This is a genomic window from Sporomusa rhizae, from assembly GCF_041428845.1.
Taxonomy (GTDB): domain Bacteria; phylum Bacillota; class Negativicutes; order Sporomusales; family Sporomusaceae; genus Sporomusa; species Sporomusa rhizae.
The window spans coordinates 384,366-407,111 of the sequence record NZ_CP156925.1; the positions used below are offsets into that span (position 1 = coordinate 384,366).

Genomic DNA, 22,746 nt, shown 5'->3' on the forward strand with positions numbered 1-22,746 from the left:
TCCCGAGCGCGGGTAGATAGTGCCAAGCGCATAGCTCAAGACAAGGGTGTCCACCGCGAGGTGGAATCTGAAGGAAGTCGGCGGCAAATCTCTGGTCTGACGAACAGAAATCACATATAAGGCAGTGTAAACTGGGTAAGGTTGCATAACAAACCGAAGCCCGAAACTATCCGAAAGTTTGCGCTGTAAATGTGGCAGATAGATGGAGAGAAAGATTGCGTTCTTACCCGGGGAGATCTCACAGACATGTGAAGATAACTCAATCGAAGCATGGTTGAAATAAGATTTACTGTGAGAAGTCAGCAGAGGTCATAGTACCGAAGTTTTTTTTTTCGAGAAGGACTGAACAATAATCGAGTTCTTGAGCAAAGGAAGGTGAAGTCATGTTAAGAGAGCAGAAAACCAGTAAAATGGGCTGCCCTTGCCAGGGTATGCTGGAAGCAGAGAGTAACAAGGGAGCGCGGAGCATGACGACACTGGAAGATGCAAAAGAGAACCGCGTAAATCTGTTAGAAGAAATACTAGACCGAAACAATCTCAATGCAGCATATGCCCAGGTACTGCGCAAGAAAGGTGCAGGCGGAGTGGATGGCATGCAGGTTGGAGATATGAAGCAGTGGCTGAAAGACAATAAAGAAGAGTTTCTTGAATCCCTGCGAACCGGAAGATACACCCCTCAACCCGTGAGAAGGGTGGAAATACCTAAGCCGGATGGAGGAACCCGAAAGCTAGGAATACCGACCGTACTAGACAGGTTAATACAACAAGCCATAACCCAAGTGTTAACGCCCATCTTTGAAAAGAAATTTTCAGAAAGAAGTTATGGTTTTCGAGTAGGCAGAAATGCGCATCAGGCGATAAAGCAAGCCGAAGCATACTATAGGGCAGGATACACGAAAGTAGTAGACATTGACCTGGCGCAGTACTTCGATACGGTAAATCATGACATGCTTATCAACATGCTCCGTGAAGAAATCAAGGATGAACGAGTCATCGTCTTAATCCGGAAATACCTGAAAAGTGGAGTCATGGAAGGCGGTATAGTCAGCCCCAGTACATCGGGAACCCCGCAAGGAGGAAACCTGTCACCACTGCTATCCAATATCTACCTGACGAAATTTGACCAACTGCTGGAGAAGCGCGGACATAAGTTCGTAAGATATGCAGATGACTGCAATATCTATGTCAGGACGGAACGTGCAGCCAAGCGGGTCATGGCGAGTTGTGTGAAATTCCTTGAGGGAACTTTGAAGTTACAAGTAAATCAGCGGAAAAGCCAAATCGGCAGTCCGCTGAGGGTGAAGTTTCTGGGATTTGCATTGCATAAGGTAGCGGGACAAATCGGAATACGTCCGCATGGGAAAGTCTTGAAACGTTTCAAAGAGAAGATCAAGGAAATAACCAACCGAAGTCGTGGGTGGGCAATCCAAGACACACTGCAAGAACTGAGGAAATATACAACAGGCTGGTTGAACTACTTTTCCATTGCAAACATGAGCAATAACATGAAAGAAATGAACAAATGGATACGACGCAGGCTGCGAATGTATCTATGGAAGCAATGGAAGAAAGTTCAGACTAAGTTTGTGAATCTACAAAAGCTGGGACTGGATAGGAATAGAGCTTGGCAGTATGCCAATACACGGTTAGGGTATTGGCGTGTTGCGGGAAGTGCTATTTTACAAAGGACACTAACAGACAAATACCTCGAATCTCTAGGCTATATGAACATAGCGAAGAAATACGAGGCATTTCATTTACGTTAAAATTATTGAACCGCCGTATACCGAACGGTACGTACGGTGGTGTGAGAGGTCGCTAAATAAATTAATTATTTAGCTCCTACTCGATTGATTCGCGCCGGTAACAAAAGGAAGGGTAATTGTAAACGTAGTTCCCACATCAATCTGGCTTTCAGCCTCAATACTGCCGCCAAGCATCTCAATGATAAACTTGGCAATGGATAGTCCTAATCCGCTGCCGCCCGCTGAACGGGTGCGTGCCCGATCGACCCGATAAAAGCGATCAAAGATGAACGGTAGGTCTTTGGCGGGAATACCTATACCAGAATCTTTAACCGCAATTTTTATTTGGTCGCCCTCCTGCCAGCATGTAAGTAGTATTTTCCCATCTGGGTGAGTATATTTGATACTATTCTCCAGCAAATTAACAATGACCTGTTTAAGCCAGTCTGGATGAGCTAAGGCAAGAAGCGTTTTATTGCTGCAATCAAGTACAACAAGTTGGTTTTTTTGCTGCCAACGGGGAGCCATATCCTGTTTGGCGGCAATGAGTAACGGTTCTACGGCTACCGGTTCCAGTTTAACCTGTTCCCTGTATTCCTGGGAGTTCAGCCGAGCCAGTTTCAGTAGATCCTGGATTAGGCGATGCATCCGTTCGGCCTCGTCATGAATAATTTTAACAAACTTTTGACTGAGCTCTGGTTGATCTAGTGCTCCATCCAAGAGAGTCTCAGCAAAACCCGTGATAGCTGTTAGCGGTGTGGCTAGTTCGTGCGAAGCATTTGTAACAAAATCGGCCTGTTTGTCATGTATCTCCTGCAAGGTTGTGATGTCATGAAAGACGCTTAGTACGCCGGTGGTTTCATTTTCACTACCGGTTATTGGAGCAAGAAATACTTGGAATACGCGCTTTTTACCATGAAGATTAGTTTTTAGGTCAATAATCCTATTTTCCTTATAATGCAGTGTAGTTTTGACGGCCTGATCGAGCATACTATTGCCGATAACCTGAATATTGTGCTGCCCAATCATTTTGCTGGTAATACCAAAGCTAGACATAGCCGTTTTGTTCGCTGTTGTTACTTTCCCGAATTTATCAAGCAGGATGACAGCATCTCCCATATTCTGAAGGATAAGTTCCAGTTTGTGGTTTTGGGCCGTAATATCGATAACCTTGTCTTCCAAGCTGGAGGTTAGGTTATTGATGGCGTGAGCCAGTATCTCGAGTTCATCATTGGTTTTTATGAATACCCGTTTACTTAAATCACCTTCAGCAATCGAATTGGCAGTATCGATAATTTCCTCAAGTGGACGCGTATAACGGTAAGCAAACGCTAGACTGAAACATATGCCAACAAGCGAGGTCAAAAGACAGGCAGCGAGGAGGGCTGAAAGTATGTTGCGAAATCCTTCTTCTACATGGTCAAGTGGCATAGCTACCCGCGTTACGCCGGTAATTTCATTGTTATAAAAAATCGGGGTAGAAACATATAGCAGAGATTTATCTTGCGTAGTACTTTTCCTAATATTGTAACTGTTGCCGCCCGCCAAGGCTGCTATTATTTCGGGTCGGTCACTGTGGTTTTCCATGAGCGTTGGGTTCTGTTGTGAATCAGCAATAACTGTACCGGCAGTATCGATAATAGTGACCCTGAGATCAATTCGGGAGCTTAATTCTTTAATTTTTTCGTCAATCTGAGCTTTTTGAATCGGTCCGGCCATATCCGGGTAAATTAGTTCTTCAATTATTTTCGCCTGACTGAGCATCGTAGCATTAAGACTGGCAATGTTATGCTGATAAAAAAACCACAATATATAACTGCCAACGGCGCTCAATGTAAAAAGAACAAGGACTAAAAAGAGTACAACGAGACGGTTGCGAAGATTGCGAGCAAACATAGGATATTACCTCCGACTAGGTTTTTACTATTACCAATATACCGCAAAAATTAGGTAAACGCCAATTGTATATCTTAACATGGCTTTAACAATTCCTTAACACAACACTTGTATAAATGTTTTACAATTGAGACATGAAAACCGTACAAATACTGAGGAGGAAATAATAATAATGAAACTTTCTAAAAAACTGTTAATAAGTGCATTGGCATTGATGCTGGGTGCAAGTTTAGTAACAGGTTGCGGTGACCAAAAAGAAGCGCCTAAAGACACCAAAGCACAAACTGAGTTATCAGGTACAGTTACCGCTTCTGGTTCAACAGCGCTGCTGCCTTTCTTAAAACCGGCTCAGGAAGAATTTCAGAAGAAAAATGCTAAAGTTACTGTTAATATAGCTGGCGGCGGATCGTTTACAGGTCAGAACCAAGTGGCGGCCGGTTCGGTTAATATCGGTAACTCTGACGTAGCGCTTCAGGACAACCTAAAAGATAAAGGTCTTGTAGAAACCAAGCTAGTAGGTATTCCTTTTGTATTTATCACTAACACTGATGTTAATGTAGATAATCTGACCCAGCAACAATATGTAGATATCTTCACGGGCAAAGTGACTAACTGGAAAGAAGTAGGCGGCAAGGATCAAAAAATAACCATTATCCACCGCGCTAAATCCTCCGGCTCACGCGGCGCCATTGCTGATATTGTTCTTAAAGGCGCAGCCTTTACCGATAATGCCGTAATTCAAGATTCTAACGGCGCAGTTCGTGCGGCTATTGCCAGCACTCCTGGTGCTATCGGTTATGTTGATGCCGCTTATGCTGACCAATCGGTTAAAGCACTTGCCTATAATGGCGTGAAATATAGTATTGACAATGTAGTGAGCGGTAAATACCCCGTGTTTACTTATGGCCGTATGTATACCAAAGGTGAACCAACTGGTGCAGTAAAAGCCTTTATTGATTATGCAACAAGTAAAGAATTCCAGGAAGCTTATGCCGAAAAGAATGGTTTTGTGCCTATTACCAAAATGAAACAGTAGTGGTTTCCTTCCCCCTTAATAAATAGTATAAGCCTTAGGCTTTGGCCTAAGGCTTTACTATTTTGCGCATACTAAAATATTAACACAAACTTAACAATCCATTAACAAAAGGCATCTTGCGATTGACGTATAATTGAGGGGAACTATTCTTTTTAGACAGGATGTGACTTGATGGCTGTAGTTGCTGACAATAGAAATCATCAGCTCAAGCTGTTATATGACCGCTATATTCGCTATTTGTTTATTGCCAGTGCTTTTCTCATGACTATAATCATCTTATCTATCATTGTATTCGTAGGCCAGCAGGGGTTAATGACCTTCAAAGAAGTCACTCCCACAGAGTTCTTTTTGTCTGCAAAATGGGACCCGACAGAGGACAAATTAGGTGCATTAAGCTTTATTAGCGGGTCACTATATGTTACTGTGCTTGCAGTATTGCTCGGGGCACCGCTGGGGCTGGCCGGGGCCGTGTTTATGGCTAAAATTGCACCGGCCTGGCTGCGGGAAATTATGCGACCCGCTACTGACTTATATGTAGCTATTCCCTCGGTTGTCTACGGCTATGTTGGATTAACCATACTGGTTCCGTTTATCCGGGAATTTTTTCATGTTAATACTGGCTTCGGCCTGTTTGCCGCTTCGCTTATTTTGTCTATTATGATATTGCCCACCATTATCAGTATTTCGGAAGATGCCCTGAGAGCTGTGCCCAAAACTTTGGAGGAGGCTTCTCTGGCCTTAGGCGCAACTCGCTGGCAGACTATTGTCAAAGTACTGTTGCCGTCGGCTTTGCCAGGAATTTTAACTTCGATTATTTTAGCTATGGCTAGAGCTATCGGCGAGACAATGGCCGTGCAAATGGTTATTGGTAATACGCCGCAAATGGCCAAATCACTGTTTACTCCAACTTCGACTCTGCCAAGTGAAATTGTTGTTGAGATGGGCAACACTCCTTTCGGTTCGGCTTGGGGAAATTCTTTGTTTTTAATGGCATTTGTGTTGCTGCTGTTATCCCTGGGAATGATTTTGATTATCCGGCAGATTGCTGCAAGGAGGTTGGCTTAATGTCTGCACGTAGTCTGGATAAAATAGCTACTGTTTTTATGTGGCTGACGGGAATGGTTATTCTCGGCATACTTGTTATCTTTTTAGGCTATATGCTGATAAAAGGACTGCCGGTACTAAGCTGGAATTTTATCACGGGGATGCCTAGTGATATTAACGCAGGCGGTGGGGTGGGACCGCAACTGTTTAACTCCTTCTATATCCTGCTATTATCCATGTTATTTTCTATTCCGATCGCTGTTGGTGCCGGGATTTATTTAGCAGAATATGCCGGTAACGACAGGCTGACAGATATGATCAGATTAAGTACCGAGAGTTTGGCTACCGTCCCTTCCATTGTGCTGGGTCTATTCGGAATGATAATCTTTGTCAATATGCTGGGAATGGGTTTCAGTATTATTGGTGGCTCGCTTACTTTAATGCTGCTTAACCTGCCGGTACTTGTTAGGGTAACCGAAGAGTCCATCAGGACCGTGCCTGTCCATTACCGGGAGGCTAGTCTGGCACTGGGGGCGACTAAGTGGCAAACCATCTGGCGGATAGTGCTGCCAAACGCCCTGCCGGGCATAATTACCGGGATTACTTTAACTGCCGGCAGAGCTTTAGGTGAAACGGCCATTTTGATTTTCACCGCCGGTACTACCGTATCCAGAAGCCTGCCGGATTTTGATGTCACAGCCGCTGGCGAAACACTGGCTGTACACATGTGGTATGTCATGGCAGTTGGTCTGGTTCCTGACAGGGTAGCAATTGCTGATGGCATCGGTGCACTCTTAATCTTAACTATCCTTATTTTTAATTTGATGTTTACTTTGCCAAGTAAATATATTCAGCGCCGCATGGCTGGCGGCGGCCATTAAACAGTATGAAAAAGTCCTGAGAACTAAATCTCAGGACTTCGCATTTTAAGAGCATATTCATCAAGTGGTTTTAATTTTTTTTGTTTCGAAGCAGCCTTGGTTACTTTAGACCAGGCTTTTTTCCAGCCGCTTTTAGCGGCCGCTGATTTGGCGAGCTGCCAGCCGGTGATAAGCCCGGCATCCCTGTGCGTTAGCCTGCTGGCAGAAGCTTTGACTACTTCATGCAGAAAAATCGGGGTAAGGGTAATATTCTGTATACTACTCAATACCTCCTGAAGTTTCTCGAGGCGCGCAGCAAGTAATTCCGTACTGTGTGGCAGGGCGGCGGCTAATGCTTCCAGGATGTATTGCAGGCGTTTGCCGGAAAGATCGATTTGCTGGACAAGTTCCGGATTGGTAAGGGTCAGGTTACTGCCTTGGTCCAGGAACTGGGTTAGCCACTCGGCTAAGCGGTCGCGGGAGAATTCCTTAAATAAAATATTATCATCCAGGCTTTGTTCAGCATAAGTCTGTAAATATGACCATAAGCCCAGAAACACGGGGGTAAGTTGTCCTCTAGCAGCTTTAGCATAAAAGTTGGTTCTGATGGTTTCACTTTTACCGGCAAGTAAGGAAGTTAATACTTGTTTGCCGGGGGTGTTGGGAATTGTTTGTGCCGTATATTCCGTAAGTTCATCCCAGGCATGTTGAAAGATAGCAAAATCGCGAATACGGCTAAGTTGGGTATCCCAGGCGGTGAGTTCTTTTTGCCAGCGCAGATATTCTTCCAGTGGCAGCAGCGGCTGTGTGAATTCTAAGAGTGCATAGATCTTTTGCAACATATTCTGGAGTTCCTGCAGGGTGCCGGTATCGTTAGGGGCTGATAAAAAGGATTGCTGGGCCCGAATCGCTTCATGAATATAGTAAATCATGGTTTGGCACAGTACTTGGCGTGCAGGAAAGGCTGTGCTAATTTTTTTTACTGGGGAAGGCAGGGGCGTGTCACTGGCAAGACCATCAGCCAACCCCGCCAGCAGGGTAGCCCGGTATAGTTTGCTATCCCGTTCAGGAAGCAGTGGGAATTCGGCAGCTAACAAAGCTCCCAGCCAGATGAGAGACTGCGGTTGTCCGGCTTTCAATTCTAATTCCAGCTCCAAAATAGCTTGGCGTTTGTCACCGGCGATAATCTCGCCATCGTCAATCGCCAATTCAATAACGCTGCCGTCTGGTGTTATAAGATTCCTTATGTGTCGATCAAACTTGGTGCTGAATACCGGCTCTAGTGGAAAGTCTCCGACAGCTTCTGATAGCCGGGCACCAATCTCGGTAGTGAGAAAGGGAGCAATTTCAGGCAGCGGATTATTAACCGGTACATTAAATTCAGCCCGTTGGTGAAGTCCGCCGTCACTAGTACCGTCAGCCTTGACGGTGGCAACCCATTCGCCGTCGGCCAAACGCAGTCGGTAAGACAGCCTGGATCTGAGCAGACTCTGGTCAGGAGTGTCATAATAGGTCGTTTCCAGAGTTTGTTTACAAGGTGGTTGTGAGGACATCTCCTGTAATAAAGGAGTTTCAAGTATACTGGTGAGACAGGCAGGGTCAGCCAGGCGTAGTTTGAGTTCGGCTTCGATGGTGGTCACCGGCGATCACCTCCTTAAGTATGGCGTGCCAAAATGTAGAATGTTGTATATAGTATTCGCGTTTTTTAGAATAACGCCTCTATTCTCCAATAATTTTGTTTGAGGCTAGCTACCTTTTGGTAATGCAAGGGCAAATTATTATCCAATGACTAGCTTCAGATGGAGAAAAAGTCCACCTGAAACATGTTTTACTTATAAGACCCGAGGCCTCCTGATATTCAGGTTGCCTCGGGTCTTTGTCTGTTTTGATCAATTATATTAAGCCACAATCATCCCTATATTACGTCGATTTATAGCGGCCATAGTGCAGAAATGTTCAAACAGGCCGGCTGTGCTCTGTTGGGCTAAGGGCAGCAGATGTGTGGATACCGTATGAAAGCGGGTGTGGTTTTCTTCTGTTACCCAGTCGAGGAAATCGGCTGCGGCCGTCGCGTTATTGACTAACAGCGGCAACGGGTTCTTGTGAGCAATATAGATTCCTTGCGTTTCTACACTAAAGTCGGTGTGGTTTGCTTTCACCCAGTTTTCGTATTCTTTATGGCCGGAAAAGAGCTTAGCCCTAGCGTGATGAGGGACACAAACATCCTGCAGTAGATGTGCAGCTGCGCCCAGCAGGAAAACACTTTTTGCAAAATCCAGCTGTCTTGCGCTTTTTATGGCGGCGGTGAAATAGGCAGAAAAGACATCTAGTGCATTGGCAAAATACCAGAGGCCTTTGCCTGTTAGTGGCTCATAATAATGGCTGACATTTTTCCAGCCCTTATCAGCCCAGTATATACCAGCATTAAGTTCAGAGAGATAATGTTGTATAAAGCAGGCGTTAGATTCTAGACCGTCTCTAGACAGTATAATAATAGCTTGGCGGTTAAGAAATTCATGAGTTTTGCTTGGCTGGTCAAATAACCCTTGCAGGGGACTGACTGCAGTGAGAAGTAACTTGGTTCCTGTCGCTCCAGTGTGTACTGCCGGTAGTGACTCTGGTTCCATAGTCATTTCCTCCCGTTCAGTAATTTAACTTTTAAACAGCTATAGTTAGCGATTGGCTGCCGCTCCTGTTCTAAACAGCTCCTGGAAGATAACGTCAGCGATAGTTTGAGCTGCATAGGGATGGGCAAGCTGGGCTGTTTTCTCCATCATAACACGCAGCCGCTCTGGCTGCGTAAGAAGTTCAGATACAGTATTGGCCAAATCGTGATTATTTTGGGCCCAAAGTGCGGCACCTTTACTAGTTAAGTAAGCTGCATTTTCCTCTTCTTGACCAGGTATGGCTTGGCATAAAAGCATAGGTAGTTGCATTGAGAGGGCTTCGCTGATAGTTAGCCCACCGGGCTTGGTAATCAGCAAGCTGGCAGCTGCCATGAGTTCTGGGACATGACTGGTATATCCTAAGACTTTAATAGGGTGATGGAGATATTGGGCTTTTGTCGATAGACTGCGACGGAGTGTCGCGTTGCGCCCGGCAACTACGATTAGATTAAAAGGCAGGGACAAAGAATCGATCGAAAGTACAGCCTGCTCCAAATCCCCTAGACCAAGTCCGCCGCCCATAATTAGGATTACAGGATAAGTATTGGAAAAACCAAGTGTTTGCCGGACAGCTGCCTGTTCAGCTAATGCCGGTGGATGACTGAATTTAGAGCTCACTGGGATGCCTGTATCGCGGATGTGAGCGGTGTTGATCCCTTGTTGCGCCAGCTCCAATTTAAGCTCGGGTGAAGCTACAAAGTATAAATCGGTTTCGTTATAACACCAAAAACGATGAATAGCAAAATCAGTAATAACACCAATCAGTGGAACTGTAAGCCTGTGTGTGCGTTTTAGATAGGCTGCCGCACCGCAAGGGAAAGGATGGGTGCAGAGAATAGCATCAGGTCGGTGGTCCTGAACTAGTTTTAACATACTCCGTTTTAGGGTCATAGACAATAGGTTTTGTACTTTGCTGCCAGAGAGCGGCATTTGCGATAGCCTGTACATTAGGTCATATGTATCCGGAAAAATGTCAATCATTTTGAGGTAAGTTTCTTTTAGCAGAGTACTAAGATAGGAGTTCTCCCCGGCCATGAAGTCAACAACTTCAGTTGTAGCCAATTGACGGTTTTCCAGGGAAGCTTTAATGGCCTCTGCAGCCTGAGTATGCCCAGATCCTATTGAGGCGGATACTAATAAAATTTTGGTCAGATTTTTTTTGGACGACATGTTATCACCTCGCCACTAACCTTACTTTAATTATAGCTCGCTTGAAAGCGCTTGTTTGTTAATACCAGGTTAATAGTGTGTTAATTTAATACAAAAAAACGCCCGCGTTCATTGCTACTTTGTTGAACAACAAGCGCGGCGCGTGTTAGGTACTTTTTATGGCTAGGCTATAGCCGGATTAATGTCGTTGTTCTTTGCGGTCATAGACAACACAGGAACCGACTATTTGTTTTGCTAGTTTTTTTAGATCGGCAGCTACTTCAGCAACTTCAAGATAATTTGTGAACGCATGCTCTCTGCTAAATATTACTGCGATGGAAATAGACACAATCGGGAAACATTCAAGCTGCCCTTTACGATTTTTGACTTCTAAATGGCCTTTTGCCAAATCAGATGGATGATACTGGCTTTTTACCTCAGTGTCAAACATTTCAACAATTGTAGATGAAATATTTTGTGCATATTCAGGCTTAGTAATAATTATAAAGTCGTCGCCGCCGATATGACCTAAAAAGTCATCAACCGAGCCTGATTTAGCAATGCTTAGGCTTAATACTGTAGAGGTTAAGAGTAATACTTTATCGCCGCGCTCAAACCCATATTTATCATTGTACGCTTTAAAGCTATCAAGGTCAAGATACATAATAGCAAAAGGTTCTTTGGCCTCGATAAGCTCTTTTAGTCTGTCTTCGATAACAAGATTTCCCGGCAGGCCTGTCAGCGGATTAGAATTATGAGCCCGGTGAAGCTGCAGGTTGGTTATTTTATTTAACAGTGCCATAACAGAAACAGCACCTAGAAGTTTATTGTCCCGGACTACCAGAATAAGATCATACAAATTATATTCTTCCCGTCCCATAGCCATTTGTGATACCGCTTCCAACGGTAGATCGGCACTCACAATAAGTGGGCTTTTGTCCATCACGCGCTCAACCGGTCGCCGGTAGTATAGTGATATGCCATAATTTGTACCTAAATGATAATAAAGCTTGTCTTTCATTAATAAGCCGACAGGCCGGTCATCCTCGACGACGGCTATACCTTTAATCTGTTCGCGGGTGAAAATTTTCTCCACCGTGTTTACCATCGCGGAGGGTTGCGCAATGGGAATTTGTTCTACGATATCACCGATGCAAAATCCAAGGCCTTTACGGAAACGGGACTTGGTTAGTTTATCACGTAAGTTGCAGTCGGCAATGGCTTTAAGTACTTCTGGCGATATGTCAGGCGGCGGAAAACTTGGTTTCGCCAAAAAATAGCCCTGGCCATAATGAACTCCTTTGCTGATTAAGATCGCCAATTCATCGGCGCTCTCAATACCTTCAGCAATAATTTTACTATGAATCACTCCGGATAATTTATACATAGCATCAAGCATGGCCTGTTTGAGCGGATCTTTATCGACATTATGAACAATAGAACGGTCCAGTTTGATGTAATGGGGTTTGAGCGCGGTGATGGCTTCCAGGCTGGAATAGCCAGCGCCAGCATCATCTACAGCGATACGATACCCTTGCTCGCGGTAATGGTTGAGAGATTTGGAGAAGCTGTCGAAATCGGTAATGGCAGTACGCTCGGTTATTTCAAACGTAACCTGATCGGGGTTCAGACCCTGCCGGAGCAACAGTGTTTTGGTTAGTCCACCACGAAAATCCGGATCTTTGATAACTTCGGCATTCATGTTGAGAAACAGGCGCTGGTTTGCTCCTAAAGCAGTAACATGACTAAGGGCTGCTTCCCGGCAAACCTGCTCAAGCGCCAGCAACCTGTTATTCCTTATTGCTATGTTAAATAGTGTAGACGGATATTGCAGGGGGCTGCCTGACGGTCCGCGGCTTAACGCTTCATAGCCCATAATACTTCCCGTTTTTAGATTAACTATAGGCTGGAAAACCGGTGTGATTCTTTTATTTTTAATGATTAAGTCAAGTTCTTCTGTAAGTTCGGTGTCAGAACTTGGTGTTTGCGGAAATGCCAAACTAGGGAAGGCGAGGCTGGTGGCTTGAAATGATAGCTGATGGAAGGCTAAAACATCGTTATAGATACGCTCTGCCCATCTAAAAAGTCTTAGCGGCATAGGTGATTCCTCCAATGCGTATTCATACGGCATATAAGCGGTAACGTACGGATCATTGTTTCCTTATTTATTTTAATTATAATGAAAAAATTGCCAGCAGATTGTAATGATTTTGTTAATTTTTTTCCAAGCGTATGTACTGTGTATTCATTTGCCATAATAATATAGAAAAAAATGTTTCGCGAGGAGGATTTAGGATGAACAAAAAAGTTGTAGCATGCTTGGTAATATGTTTAGCTTTGAGTTTGGTGTTTACAGGCTGTAACAAATTACCTCAGCAAAAGCCTGAAGCACCCGCTCCGGCTCCGAAGCAGACGGCGCAGCAGCAGGAACCGGATATTAGCGTGTTTATGCATGAAACAGGCGAAAAGAAGACGATGAAGATGGAAGATTATATTGCCGGAGTGGTAGCCGGAGAAATGAAGTCGGACTGGCCGGTAGAGGCTTTGGCCGCTCAAGCTATAATTGCCCGTACTTTTACGGTAGAGGCTATTGAAACAAAAGGCGGTGTTCCAGCGCGTGGAACTCAGGCTTCCACAGATATAAAAGAGTTTCAGGCTTATAACGCCAAAGCTGTTAATGACAATGTTAAAAAAGCCGTGCAAATGACACGCGGTATGATCATAACCTACCAGGGTAAACCTATTAAAGGCTGGTTCCATGCTTCGGCTGGCGGTATTACGGCAACAGCTAAAGAAGGGCTTAACTATCGCGAGGCTGAGCCGCCATATGTTCAATCTGTTCAGTCACCCGATGATTTGGCTCCGGACGATGTCAAGAACTGGACTGTTGTCTTTCCGAAAGAAGATGTAATGGCTGCTATGAGTAAAATTGGCAAAAAGGTTAATGATATTAGCAGTATAGAGATTGCCCAAAAAGGTCCGTCAGGGCGGGCTACTGTACTTATGGTCAACAAATCGGTCGAAGTATCCGGACCTGATTTCAGGGTAGCATTAGATAGCACAAAACTAAAATCCATGTTATTGGACAAAATCGTAGTAAGTGAAGAAAATGTAACCTTTGCCGGTAAGGGTTATGGTCATGGGGTTGGCATGTCCCAATGGGGGGCTAACCGTATGGCCAAAGATGGCAAAAAACCGGAAGAAATTGTTACCCACTACTTCAAAGACGTAACAGTTGAGAAACGCTGGGATTAGTATTGCTTAGCAAGATAGGAGCGCAGTAGATGAGACAAGTCCGCCGGGAAAAAGCCCATATCACTTTTTACAATACTGCAATTATGCATCGTCGGTCACCAGGTCTTGCGGCCTGGTGGTCGGCGGCTTTTCCAGGTTTTGGCCATATTTATCTGGGCTGCTATATTAAAGGCTATTTTTTGATAATTTGGGAGTTTATTGTTAATCTTAACTCCAATCTAAACATGGCCATCATTTATGCATTTACCGGCAGATTTGAATTAAGTGCAACTATAATTGATACCCGCTGGCTGCTAATGTATTGCCCAATGTACATTTTTGGAATCTGGGGCAGTTACCGGCTGTCTTTGGAATTTAATAAAGTAGCCCGAATAAGTCGGAACGGGCTATTAAATATTAGTCCTCAGGTATTTAACGGTATGGGCGCTAACATCCTGGATAAAAGACTGCCGTATATTACCATTATCTGGTCAATGCTTATGCCTGGGATTGGCCACATTTATATTACCAGGCTGGTAACCGGCCTCATTATTATGGTAGCGTGGGTTACGGCTGTCTACTTTTCGGGCTTTTTACCGGCTTTTCACCTTACCCTTATAGGTGACTTTAGCCGCGTAGCTGCTTCAACCAATCCGCAGTGGTTATTATTTTTGCCCTCGCTATATTGCTTTACCCTGTTTGATTCGTATAGCCATTGTGTGGAATATAACAAGCTGTTTGATCAAGAACAGGCCCAGTTTTTGGAGTCAGAATACCAAGACGGTAGTTTCAAAATGCCAATATAGAACAAGAGATAGCGGAAGGCCGGAATGTATGTATATTATTGCTACTTTTAATCACTCATTACAGTTAGAAATAGCCATCACCCAACTGGAGGAGCATGGAATGGCTAAAGACAGCATTTTAGCTGTACCGTTACAGCGACAGCGCTATGCCTTCCATGTTTTTGACTCTATTCATTCCTCTGACGGTGTTAGCTTGCTGGGCGGGGCGTTAGCCTTTGGGACATTTTCCATGGTGCTGGGAACAATTTACGGCTTTCTTTGGTACTGGGGGCCTATTGTATGGGGATTAATTTTTTTATTTTGCGGAACAAGCATATGGCTGACAGGGTCCATCGTTTATATGAAGAGCAGACAAGCGAAGACAATTGCGAAAGAAATGCGCTCAGGTAGTAATTGCGGTGACGTTGTGCTCATTATCCGGTGTGACCGGCCGCAAATTGCGTTTGTCAAAGAAATTTTAACAAGCAGTATGGCCCAGGCAATCGGGGTAATTGAGCTATGAGGGAGGACTGCCTGTGAGTAAAGCAGATAAAGATAAACCCAAGCGAAGCTTAAACAAACTGTCGGCAGCCTTACCGGAGAATTCTCTTGCCAAATTAAAAGAGCGTGTTGCAATATTACGTCAGCTTACTAGTCAGGGAGCTCAAGTGGGCGAAGAAATGTCACGGATTGTAGCCGATCTCAGGGCTGTACCGGCTCCGGCTGACGAGATGTTTGTTTTTACACCGGAGTTAGCGCAAAATGTTACCTTGCTAAGAACAGTATTTCGCGATTGCAATGATATCAAGTTCCGGTTTTTTAAGATAGGCGGCAGGCAGTCACTCTTGGTATCACTTGATGGTATGACTGATATAAGAAAACTTGAAAATAATGTTTTGAAACCGCTTATGGCGATTACAACTCCCACTATCGATTTTAAAAAATTGATTGAGGAACAGTTAGCTATAGTCGCCCCTAAAATTGAAATAAGTGCTAATACCGCAATTGAGGCTGTAATGAGCGGCAATGCGCTTATTATGATTGATGGTATGCGGGAAATGCTGTCGATTGTCACCACTAAGCATGTAAAACGCAATGTAAGTATTCCTGCGCTTGAGGAGAATATACGGGGACCGCAGGATGCTTTCAATGAAACCTTGGCAGATAACCTCGTACTGTTAAGACGCCGTGCCCGGGACACAAATATCAAAATTCGCATTTTTGAAGTGGGTGAACGCAGTAAAACAGCGATAGCGCTCATTTATTCCGCCAATTTGGTTAAACCTGGTTTAACCGAAGAAGTAGAACGGCGGCTCAGGAACATCAGCGTTGACAGCATATTATTATCCAAAGAGATCGAGGAGTTCTTAGTGGAGCATCCCTGGACGCCGTTTCCGCAAATAGAATCAACAGAACGGCCGGAAAAAATAATGGGTGCTGTCTATGAAGGCCGGGTAGGCATTCTTGTCGATAATACGCCGGCAGCCATTATTGTCCCTTGTACCTATGCCAGCATTATGCAGGCAGTAGATGATTATACCATACCGGCTTCTGTTGCCAGTTTGGTCCGGTTCAGCCGCCATGTGGCTGCGTTTTTGGCCATTTACTTGCCGGGACTATATATTGCGATAGTATCCTTTCATCCCGGCATGCTGCCAACCGGTTTGGCGATCTCCCTGGCAGAGCTTAGAGCGCGGACGCCGTTCCCCTCCTTCCTAGAAGCAATATTAATGGAAGTACTGCTTGAACTGTTTCAGGAAGCAGTTATCCGGTTGCCCAAGAAGGTTGCCAGCGCAGCCAGTATGGTTGGGGCTTTTGTTATTGGGAATACGGTTGTGCAGGCCGGATTGGTCAATCCGTTTCTGGTTGTCGTGACGGCAACTACCGCCATTTCATCCTATGTTATGCCGTTTTACTCTTTTGGTCTGGGGCTGCGGGCGCTCAGAATTCCGATTTTGTTCTTGGCGGCTGTCCTGGGGTTATATGGAGTTATGTTGGGCGTTCTTATTCTTACGGTACACCTTTGTTCACTAAGAAATTTCGGGGAGTCGTATCTAGGTGATATGTTTGATGTCGATACTTTCTCTGATTGGAAAGATAAACTTATCCGGGTACCGCAGAAGTTTATGAAGACTAGACCTATTCAGTTCGGTGCACAGGATCGGAAACGGGCGGGTGACAGTTAGCTTATGGCTAATCTGGAAGTAAAGAACAAAATGTCGGCAACGCAATTTGGCGTATTTTTGGCGGCTATTATACTGGGAACACAGTTTATTGGCCTGCCAGTACAATTAGTACCCAAGGCTGGACAGCATGCGTGGATAAGTGTCATCGTTGGCGGTGTTTTATTTTTTGGCGCGGCCTGGCTGATGCTTAAGTTGGCAGCGCTTTATCCTAACAACGACCTTACGGAATACCTGCCGCGACTATTGGGTAAATGGCTCGGGCTCAGCGTTATTGGCGTATTAATTTTATGGGATTTCATATTAATATGGTTAGGGCAAAATCAGTTCAGCAAGGTCTTGGTGTTTTATATGTTTGACCGCACACCGCCAGATGTCGTTTTTATGTCGATGCTTGCGGTCATAGTTTATAATGTGATGCAGGATTTAGGTACCATTCTGCGGGTAGCTCAGTTTACCTTTGCGGTTTCGATTGTCATGATTAATACTGTCTGGAGTGCCGGAATTTTTAACTTTCAGCCGGAGAATCTCCTGCCGTTGACTATTGATAAGCCAATAGAAATTTTAAAGGCATCACTAAGTACCTGGCCAACGTACAGCGGGTATGAAATAATTTTACTGTTGTATCCGTTAATTAGCCAAAAGCGTCACAACATTGCCAAGACTGTGGGTGTCAGTTTTATTTTCGTGGCACTGATTTGCGTTTCTATTGTTGTGATGACAGTCGGAGTGTTATCGGTAGAGACAGTCAAGGCAGAAGCCTACCCAACCATGGTTGTAGTGCGCAGTGTTGAGTTACCGGGCACATTTATTGAACGCCTGGAAAACTATTTTCTTATCGCCTGGATACCGATGGTTTTTAATGCTCAGTCACTTTTGTTTTATATGATGGCGCAGATTATGACAAATTTGTGTGGATTTGCGGATCACCGTCCCTGGACATTGGCGCTAATACCCTTGGTTTATACCGGGGTAACTCTCCTGGATGGTTATGAGCTGATACAATTGGCCGGAAAGGCATTAACCCTATTGGGAGTGAGTTTCTCTTTGGGGATAATACCGCTAGTCTATCTATATGCCAAATGGAAGCAACGCGGTGTATCGGCCGGTGGCTAGCAAATGCCTGGATGCTGTACCGGTTTCCGGAAAAGAGCTAACCTTTGCACAGCTCTGTGGCGTTCCGTGCTGTCGGGTTTGGACAAAGTGATTCCGGTATTCGAGTTGGAGAGTGGTGGCATAGTATATGGCCAATTTGGAAGTAAAAAGCAAAATGTCGGTGTATCAGTTTGGGGTTGTCTTGGTAGGGATTATGCTGGGTACCCAGTTTGTTGCTTTGCCTTCGCAATTAGTGCCAAAGGTTGGGCAGTTAGCCTGGGTGAGTGTTATTCTTGGCGGTATTTTATTTTTTGGTTCAGCTTGGATTATGGCTAAGTTGGCAGCGTATTATCCTAACAATGACCTGACAGAATATTTGCCGCTGCTTTTGGGGAAATGGTTCGGGCTTAGTGTTATTGTTGTATTATTGTCGTGGTGCATTATTGTGACATGGCTGGGACAAAGTCAATTTAGCAGAGTACTGGTCTTTTTTATGTTTGACCGCACCCCGCAGGACATTATTATCATGTCAATGCTAGCAGTTATCATTTATTGTGTGCTGCAGGACTTAGGAACTATTGTGCGGGTCGTCCAATTTACCCTTATGGTTGCGGTTGTTATGATTAATATTATCTGGAGTGCTGGAATCTTTAACTTTCGACCGGAGAATATTTTGCCGTTTTGGACCGATAAGCCAGTTGACGTAGTAAAAGCGACGCTCAGTACGTGGTCAACGTATGCTGGTTATGAAATAATTTTATTATTGTATCCCTTAATAAGCCAAAAACGGCACAAGCTTATCAAGGTAATGGGTACAAGCTTTATTTTTATGGCACTGACTTGTGTAGTTATAGTTATGATGACAATTGGGGTATTAACAGTAGAGGCGGTCAAAATGGAGACCTATCCAACATTGGTTGTAGTACGCAGTGTTGAATTGCCGGGAACTTTTGTCGAACGCCTGGAAAACTATTTTCTCCTGGCATGGATGCCGCTTATTTTCAATTCACAATTACTAATTATTTATATGATGGCAAGAATTATGAGTAATTTATGGGGATTCGCCGATCACCGTCCCTGGGTATTGGCGTTAGTTCCCTTGATTTTTATTGGTGCAACCCTGCTGGACGACCCTCAATTGATCGAAATGACAGGAAAACTATTAGGCCTGATAGGGACCGTACTCTCGCTAGGGATAATCCCGCTGGTGTATCTTTACGCTAGGTGGAAAAATCAAGGGGTGAGAACAGGTGAGGGCTAAGAAGCGTTTGGTAGGTGTACTGATTATGGTAGCAATTGCCCTTACTATCAGTGGCTGTTGGGACAGACGTGAACTGCAGGACAGGAATTTTGTCATGGCCGTGGCCATTGATACCGCAGACGCCGGCCAAAGGCCGGGGGAGGGGAAAAAGGAGGCCAAGACCGAAACCTTTGTGCAGCCGAATGGGGTTAAGCGTTACCGGGTCAGCCTGCAGATACTAAAAATTGCTAAGGGCGGAGGGGGTGGTCAAGGCAGTAGTGGTCAAACCAGTGGTGGCCAAGGCGGTGGTGGCGGCAAAACCTACGTTATATCAAACACCGGGCAGTCACTGTTCGAAGTTGTTCGCGATATGCTGGGGCAAAGCAATAAAAGTCTGTATTTTGAACACATTCAGGCTATTATTATTAGTGAAGCTGCGGTGCGGGAGATGGGAGTTAAACCTATTATTGACTTTTTCTTACGCGATGCCGAGATGCGCTGGCGGATCAGATTGTATGTTACTCCCGGTGAGGCCAGGCCTCTGATTGAATATGTGCCGCCCAGCAAGGAGGCCGGCGGGATTTTTTTGGCCAATATTGCCAGAAATCATATTAAAGATATGCATATTGCCGCCGCTCGTATTGATTTGGGAAATGTTGGTACCCAGCTGGATAATAAAATGGACATTGCTATTCCGCGGATTGAGATGGCTGGCAATGTAGTTAAAGTACGCGGCGCCGCTTTGTTTAAAAAAGATAAGTTTGTCGGCTATATCGACGAACGTGCTGTTGCTGGTGTTAGAATGGTCCGTGTTACCGAGAAATCGGGGATTATTACCGTTCCTGGTGACAGAGAGGGTGATGTAATAGCTTTCGAGCTGATCCGCCATGATACCCAGCTTGTACCTCATGTTGACGGGGATAATATTTACTTTACCTTAGATATTAATATGTGGGGAAATTTAGGTGAATATCAAGCCATGAATCGTGTTTCTAGTGCCGATGATCCGGAGTTTGTGCGCCGGGTGGAGCAGAAAGTGGCTGAAGAAGTAAAGCGTACCGTTCTCTATGGAAAAAATTCTTGTCAGTCCCTGGGAGTTGATATGTTATACTTCAGCAGAAAACTCAAATTGTATTACCCTAAAACCTGGGACAAAATTAAGGATAATTGGGATGAGATTTACCCCAATGTTCCGCTGGTGGTATCTGTTAATGTGGTGATAAATCAGGCTGGAGAGCATAAATAAAGTGGGGAAAACACGAATGATAAAGGGGAGCCAGGCTAAAAGTATAATGGTGTGGCTGTTGCTGAGTGCGATTTGTCTTCCGCTTGCAGGCTGTTGGGATCAACGGGAGTTGCAGAATAGACACATGGTATTGGCTGCAGCCATTGATGTAGTCGATGGCGATGTAAAGGAATCTGAAACCTTTGTGGAGGCGCACGGTGGCAGGAATTTCCGGCTTAGTGTGCAATTATTGGATATTGAGCCACAGGAAGGCGAGCAAGGCGAGGGCAAAGAGCGTACTTATGTGATTTCAGGTGTCGGGCGATTATTCTTCGAGATTATGAGGGATATGTTCGGCCAGCTTGGCAGACCTATCAGCTGGGAGCACATTCAGGCCATTGTGATTAGCCAGGCAGCGGTGGATTACGGAGGAATTGATCAATTACTTGATTGGTTTTCACGCGATGCCGAGATGCGCTGGCGCATTAGATTGTACATTACTCCAGGTGAGGCGAAACCAATTATTGAATATCAGCCGCCAGGCGGTGAACCCAATGGGTTGTTTTTGACAGGTATCAGCCGTAACTACATAAAAAATCCTCATATTGGCAGTGTGCAGACAGAACTCGGTTATGCTTCCGGCAGGATTGATAATAAGATTCCCATTCCGATTCCCAAAATAGAGTTATCTGGTGATATTATCAAAGTAGGCGGTATAGGTATTGTTAAAAACGGACAGGTCGTCGGTTATCTGGACGAGTACGAAACTCTTGGCGCTAAATTCATTATGGGTAGTGAGAAGAGCGCTATTATTACTACTGCCTGTAAGGATCATCCTGACCGGGTTTTTGCCTTGGAGCTGTATCAACATGATACTACTCTCGAACCTCATGTTTCCGGCGATAACATCTACTATACGCTTGATATTACCGTGTATGGCAGTATTGGGGAAATGCAAACATGTCCGGAGCCCAATGACCATAATCTTATTGACGCCGAGTTTCTTGAAAAAATGGAGCAACAGTTTGCCGAGGAAGTACAGAAAACTGTAGTCCATGCTTATGAACGTCATCAAACGCTGAAAGTAGATTCCTTGGGTATGGGGAAAAAACTGCAGAATAAGTACCCGAAAAAATGGATAGAAATCAAAGACCGCTGGAATGAGGAAGTATTCCCCCATGTTCCGTTAATCGTATCGGTCAATGTCTCTATCCGCCATACAGCTGATCGTAAATAGGCTATTTAAAAATAAAACTAAACACCCATAGGCAGGTAGCAGCGGCGGCATAGAACGCCGCCGTTTTGCGTGCAAAGTTGGCTTCGCGTTCGCGCCCATTGTGTTTATCAAGGACAGAGCCCAGCACCCAGGAGACAATGGCTGTTGTGAAAAACACGATAAGTAACCACAAGGTAGTTTGATGAACCACTTGATAAGCCAATTTTTGCCAATAATAATACATATTGTTCATAGATTTTTCCTCCTAATCTCTTGTACTATTACCCTGTTTCCAGGCATATACATAACTTGAAATAGCATTGTCTGGGAGGGATAGTTTTATGCCGATAGATAACAAAACTCCAAAATGGCGACATCAACTGACGCTTGTAGACAGGGAAGAACTCAATGTCGATGGCGTTGTTGGCTTGGGTAGCTATGACGAAAAAGAAATAGTCATGGAGACCGAGCAAGGCTTGCTTACCATTAAGGGGGAGTGCCTTAATATCAAGCAGTTGAATCTGGAACAAGGCAATATAATCATAGAAGGTACTGTAAAAGGCATGAACTATGAGGAAGAATCACGGCAGAAAAAAGGATTGTTGGAACGGTTTTTGAAGTAACGTGCGCAGCAGGGCTTTGTCGCTATGGATTTTCTTACTGGTTGCCTTTGCCGCGCAGGCTGCTGTATATAGTTTGCTTCATAGCATGGCTAACTATAGCCGGCGCGCTGTATTCATAGATTTTACGGCACAGCAGGAACAGGTAAGGGAAGTAGGCGGATTGCCGTATGCCGAAATTATTAATAAGGCGGGCAAAACCTATGGCGTTAGTCCCGAATTAGTTGCGGCGGTAATAAAGGCAGAAAGTTCCTTTCAACCCCGAGCTTTATCTAAGGCAGGGGCTTATGGGTTAATGCAGGTAGTGCCTGCTACCTGGCGGCTGGTCAATAGCCAAGCAGCTATTTGCAGCGGCCGGCATCAAGGGGACTGCGGCAGTGAGTGTTTCTATAATCCTGAACTTAATATCTCAGTAGGTGCTTGTTATCTGAGTCAGCTTATTAAACGCTACAGTGGTCACGCGGAACTTGCGGTAGCGTCTTATAATGCCGGACCGGGAGCCGTTGATAAGTATGGCGGGATTCCGCCTTATTCCGAAACAACAGAATATGTAGAACGAGTTGTGAATTACTGGTATCAGATTAGCGGCCGTATCCCGCCAAGCGGACTTGCGGCTGAGGTTTGGCTGAGGCTTGCCGCTGTAATAGGGTGGGGTGTCGTCATAACGTCTATTGCGATTCTGGTTGTTGGCAACCATTTATTCCGTCGCTACAGATCCTTTCGATGGCGGTAATGAAGATTCCGTTAGGGAG

20 protein-coding genes are annotated in these 22,746 nt (G+C 44.8%); 14 read left to right on the forward strand and 6 right to left on the reverse strand.

The genetic code is table 11. The annotated features are described in order from the left end of the window. The first annotated feature begins 383 nt into the window (after nucleotides 1–383). Nucleotides 384–1,766, forward strand: a complete 1,383-nt coding sequence (ltrA, locus tag SRRS_RS01650) for a group II intron reverse transcriptase/maturase (RefSeq protein WP_371361643.1) — start codon at nucleotides 384–386, stop codon at nucleotides 1,764–1,766. A gap of 69 nt (nucleotides 1,767–1,835) precedes the next feature. Here the strand turns inward: ltrA and SRRS_RS01655 are convergent, their stop codons facing one another. After that, entirely contained in the window at nucleotides 1,836–3,641 is a 1,806-nt protein-coding gene (locus SRRS_RS01655) for an ATP-binding protein (RefSeq protein WP_371365647.1), read from the reverse strand. Nucleotides 3,642–3,813: 172 nt separating this feature from the next. Here SRRS_RS01655 and SRRS_RS01660 point away from each other — a divergent pair, with 172 nt between their 5' ends. From SRRS_RS01660 to pstA, 3 genes are all read left to right on the forward strand, one after another. Next, complete coding sequence (locus SRRS_RS01660; protein ID WP_371365649.1) at nucleotides 3,814–4,677, forward strand: phosphate ABC transporter substrate-binding protein; 864 nt, start codon at nucleotides 3,814–3,816, stop codon at nucleotides 4,675–4,677. A 171-nt stretch (nucleotides 4,678–4,848) separates the two neighbouring features. Next, nucleotides 4,849–5,742 carry a phosphate ABC transporter permease subunit PstC gene (gene pstC, locus SRRS_RS01665; RefSeq protein ID WP_371365651.1) on the forward strand — a complete coding sequence of 298 codons (894 nt, stop codon included), beginning with the start codon at nucleotides 4,849–4,851 and terminating at the stop codon, nucleotides 5,740–5,742. Then, complete coding sequence (pstA, locus tag SRRS_RS01670; protein WP_371365653.1) at nucleotides 5,742–6,602, forward strand: phosphate ABC transporter permease PstA; 861 nt, start codon at nucleotides 5,742–5,744, stop codon at nucleotides 6,600–6,602. Before pstC ends, pstA begins: the two co-directional genes overlap by 1 nt. A gap of 23 nt (nucleotides 6,603–6,625) precedes the next feature. On the opposite strand, the gene SRRS_RS01675 is transcribed toward pstA, so the two are convergent. The 4 genes from SRRS_RS01675 to SRRS_RS01690 form a co-directional block, all read right to left on the reverse strand. Beyond that, the gene (locus SRRS_RS01675) at nucleotides 6,626–8,221 is read right to left on the reverse strand and encodes a CYTH domain-containing protein (RefSeq protein ID WP_371365654.1); all 1,596 of its coding nucleotides are present in this window, start codon (nucleotides 8,219–8,221) and stop codon (nucleotides 6,626–6,628) included. Nucleotides 8,222–8,479: 258 nt separating this feature from the next. Then, entirely contained in the window at nucleotides 8,480–9,208 is a 729-nt protein-coding gene (locus SRRS_RS01680; protein ID WP_371365656.1) for a zinc dependent phospholipase C family protein, read from the reverse strand. 45 nt (nucleotides 9,209–9,253) lie between these two features. Next, complete coding sequence (locus SRRS_RS01685; protein ID WP_371365658.1) at nucleotides 9,254–10,417, reverse strand: glycosyltransferase; 1,164 nt, start codon at nucleotides 10,415–10,417, stop codon at nucleotides 9,254–9,256. 178 nt (nucleotides 10,418–10,595) lie between these two features. Beyond that, nucleotides 10,596–12,494 carry a GGDEF domain-containing protein gene (locus SRRS_RS01690; RefSeq protein WP_371365660.1) on the reverse strand — a complete coding sequence of 633 codons (1,899 nt, stop codon included), beginning with the start codon at nucleotides 12,492–12,494 and terminating at the stop codon, nucleotides 10,596–10,598. Nucleotides 12,495–12,691: 197 nt separating this feature from the next. On the opposite strand from SRRS_RS01690, the gene SRRS_RS01695 reads away from it, so the two are divergent. The 8 genes from SRRS_RS01695 to SRRS_RS01730 all read left to right on the forward strand — a co-directional run bounded on the left by SRRS_RS01695 (nucleotide 12,692) and on the right by SRRS_RS01730 (nucleotide 21,395). Next, on the forward strand, nucleotides 12,692–13,651 hold the full coding sequence (locus SRRS_RS01695) for a SpoIID/LytB domain-containing protein (RefSeq protein ID WP_371365661.1): 960 nt from the start codon (nucleotides 12,692–12,694) through the stop codon (nucleotides 13,649–13,651). A gap of 29 nt (nucleotides 13,652–13,680) precedes the next feature. After that, a complete protein-coding gene (locus SRRS_RS01700; protein ID WP_371365663.1) occupies nucleotides 13,681–14,436 on the forward strand; it encodes a hypothetical protein in 756 nt (251 codons plus the stop codon). Nucleotides 14,437–14,464: 28 nt separating this feature from the next. Then, a complete protein-coding gene (locus SRRS_RS01705) occupies nucleotides 14,465–14,938 on the forward strand; it encodes a hypothetical protein (protein ID WP_371365665.1) in 474 nt (157 codons plus the stop codon). Between the two features lie 13 nt (nucleotides 14,939–14,951). Then, the gene (locus tag SRRS_RS01710) at nucleotides 14,952–16,601 is read left to right on the forward strand and encodes a spore germination protein (RefSeq protein WP_371365667.1); all 1,650 of its coding nucleotides are present in this window, start codon (nucleotides 14,952–14,954) and stop codon (nucleotides 16,599–16,601) included. 3 nt (nucleotides 16,602–16,604) lie between these two features. Then, nucleotides 16,605–17,714 carry a GerAB/ArcD/ProY family transporter gene (locus tag SRRS_RS01715; RefSeq protein ID WP_371365668.1) on the forward strand — a complete coding sequence of 370 codons (1,110 nt, stop codon included), beginning with the start codon at nucleotides 16,605–16,607 and terminating at the stop codon, nucleotides 17,712–17,714. A gap of 127 nt (nucleotides 17,715–17,841) precedes the next feature. Then, nucleotides 17,842–18,954 (forward strand): GerAB/ArcD/ProY family transporter, encoded by a 1,113-nt coding sequence (locus tag SRRS_RS01720; protein ID WP_371365670.1) that lies wholly within the window; start codon nucleotides 17,842–17,844, stop codon nucleotides 18,952–18,954. Continuing rightward, nucleotides 18,944–20,179 carry a Ger(x)C family spore germination protein gene (locus SRRS_RS01725; RefSeq protein ID WP_371365672.1) on the forward strand — a complete coding sequence of 412 codons (1,236 nt, stop codon included), beginning with the start codon at nucleotides 18,944–18,946 and terminating at the stop codon, nucleotides 20,177–20,179. Before SRRS_RS01720 ends, SRRS_RS01725 begins: the two co-directional genes overlap by 11 nt. Nucleotides 20,180–20,195: 16 nt before the next feature. After that, the gene (locus SRRS_RS01730; protein WP_371365674.1) at nucleotides 20,196–21,395 is read left to right on the forward strand and encodes a Ger(x)C family spore germination protein; all 1,200 of its coding nucleotides are present in this window, start codon (nucleotides 20,196–20,198) and stop codon (nucleotides 21,393–21,395) included. Nucleotide 21,396: 1 nt separating this feature from the next. Here the strand turns inward: SRRS_RS01730 and SRRS_RS01735 are convergent, their stop codons facing one another. Then, nucleotides 21,397–21,627 carry a hypothetical protein gene (locus SRRS_RS01735; protein ID WP_371365676.1) on the reverse strand — a complete coding sequence of 77 codons (231 nt, stop codon included), beginning with the start codon at nucleotides 21,625–21,627 and terminating at the stop codon, nucleotides 21,397–21,399. Nucleotides 21,628–21,715: 88 nt separating this feature from the next. Between SRRS_RS01735 and yabP the strand changes: the two genes are divergently transcribed. Continuing rightward, nucleotides 21,716–21,997 carry a sporulation protein YabP gene (gene yabP, locus SRRS_RS01740; protein ID WP_371365677.1) on the forward strand — a complete coding sequence of 94 codons (282 nt, stop codon included), beginning with the start codon at nucleotides 21,716–21,718 and terminating at the stop codon, nucleotides 21,995–21,997. Nucleotides 21,998–22,013: 16 nt separating this feature from the next. Continuing rightward, nucleotides 22,014–22,727, forward strand: coding sequence for a lytic transglycosylase domain-containing protein (locus SRRS_RS01745; protein WP_371365679.1), 714 nt, complete (start codon nucleotides 22,014–22,016; stop codon nucleotides 22,725–22,727). Nucleotides 22,728–22,746 lie beyond the last annotated feature (19 nt).

Bases quoted from the DNA above. Each gene is read 5' to 3' on its own strand.
- SRRS_RS01705 (WP_371365665.1), top strand. From the start codon at position 14,465: ATGTATATTATTGCTACTTTTAATCACTCATTACAGTTAGAAATAGCC.
- SRRS_RS01700 (WP_371365663.1), top strand. From the start codon at position 13,681: ATGAGACAAGTCCGCCGGGAAAAAGCCCATATCACTTTTTACAATACT.
- ltrA (WP_371361643.1), top strand. From the start codon at position 384: ATGTTAAGAGAGCAGAAAACCAGTAAAATGGGCTGCCCTTGCCAGGGT.
- SRRS_RS01715 (WP_371365668.1), top strand. From the start codon at position 16,605: ATGGCTAATCTGGAAGTAAAGAACAAAATGTCGGCAACGCAATTTGGC.
- SRRS_RS01690 (WP_371365660.1), bottom strand. From the start codon at position 12,494: ATGCCGCTAAGACTTTTTAGATGGGCAGAGCGTATCTATAACGATGTT.
- SRRS_RS01735 (WP_371365676.1), bottom strand. From the start codon at position 21,627: ATGAACAATATGTATTATTATTGGCAAAAATTGGCTTATCAAGTGGTT.
- SRRS_RS01655 (WP_371365647.1), bottom strand. From the start codon at position 3,641: ATGTTTGCTCGCAATCTTCGCAACCGTCTCGTTGTACTCTTTTTAGTC.
- SRRS_RS01695 (WP_371365661.1), top strand. From the start codon at position 12,692: ATGAACAAAAAAGTTGTAGCATGCTTGGTAATATGTTTAGCTTTGAGT.
- pstA (WP_371365653.1), top strand. From the start codon at position 5,742: ATGTCTGCACGTAGTCTGGATAAAATAGCTACTGTTTTTATGTGGCTG.
- SRRS_RS01680 (WP_371365656.1), bottom strand. From the start codon at position 9,208: ATGGAACCAGAGTCACTACCGGCAGTACACACTGGAGCGACAGGAACC.
- SRRS_RS01685 (WP_371365658.1), bottom strand. From the start codon at position 10,417: ATGTCGTCCAAAAAAAATCTGACCAAAATTTTATTAGTATCCGCCTCA.
- yabP (WP_371365677.1), top strand. From the start codon at position 21,716: ATGCCGATAGATAACAAAACTCCAAAATGGCGACATCAACTGACGCTT.
- SRRS_RS01660 (WP_371365649.1), top strand. From the start codon at position 3,814: ATGAAACTTTCTAAAAAACTGTTAATAAGTGCATTGGCATTGATGCTG.
- pstC (WP_371365651.1), top strand. From the start codon at position 4,849: ATGGCTGTAGTTGCTGACAATAGAAATCATCAGCTCAAGCTGTTATAT.
- SRRS_RS01720 (WP_371365670.1), top strand. From the start codon at position 17,842: ATGGCCAATTTGGAAGTAAAAAGCAAAATGTCGGTGTATCAGTTTGGG.
- SRRS_RS01730 (WP_371365674.1), top strand. From the start codon at position 20,196: ATGATAAAGGGGAGCCAGGCTAAAAGTATAATGGTGTGGCTGTTGCTG.